A 615-nucleotide genomic window follows, 5' to 3' on the forward strand; every position below is an offset into this window, starting at 1 on the left:
TCTTCTGAAGTTGATTCTTCCTGTTCTTCACTTGCTTCTTCTGAAGTTGATTCTTCCTGTTCTTCACTTGCTTCTTCTGAAGTTGATTCTTCCTGCTCTTCACTTGCTCCTTCTGAAGTTGATTCTTCCTGCTCTTCACTTGCTTCTTCTGAAGTTGATTCTTCCTGCTCTTCACTTGCTTCTTCTGAAGTTGATTCTTCCTGTTCTTCACTTGCTCCTTCTGAAGTTGATTCTTCCTGTTCTTCACTTGCTCCTTCTGAAGTTGATTCTTCCTGTTCTTCACTTGCTTCTTCTGAAGTTGATTCTTCCTGTTCTTCACTTGCTTCTTCTGAAGTTGATTCTTCCTGCTCTTCACTTGCTCCTTCTGAAGTTGATTCTTCCTGCTCTTCACTTGCTTCTTCTGAAGTTGATTCTTCCTGCTCTTCACTTGCTTCTTCTGAAGTTGATTCTTCCTGTTCTTCACTTGCTCCTTCTGAAGTTGATTCTTCCTGTTCTTCACTTGCTCCTTCTGAAGTTGATTCTTCCTGTTCTTCACTTGCTTCTTCTGAAGTTGATTCTTCCTGTTCTTCACTTGCTTCTTCTGAAGTTGATTCTTCCTGTTCTTCACTTGCTTCT

General features: G+C 40.8%; 1 protein-coding gene. It reads right to left on the bottom strand.

The annotated features are described in order from the left end of the window. On the bottom strand, positions 1-615 hold a 615-nt coding region (locus JM172_RS25760), incomplete at both ends, for a hypothetical protein (RefSeq protein ID WP_214484996.1).

Origin of the sequence: Bacillus sp. SM2101, from assembly GCF_018588585.1 — a bacterium.
GTDB classification, from domain to species: Bacteria; Bacillota; Bacilli; order Bacillales; family SM2101; genus Nanhaiella; species Nanhaiella sioensis.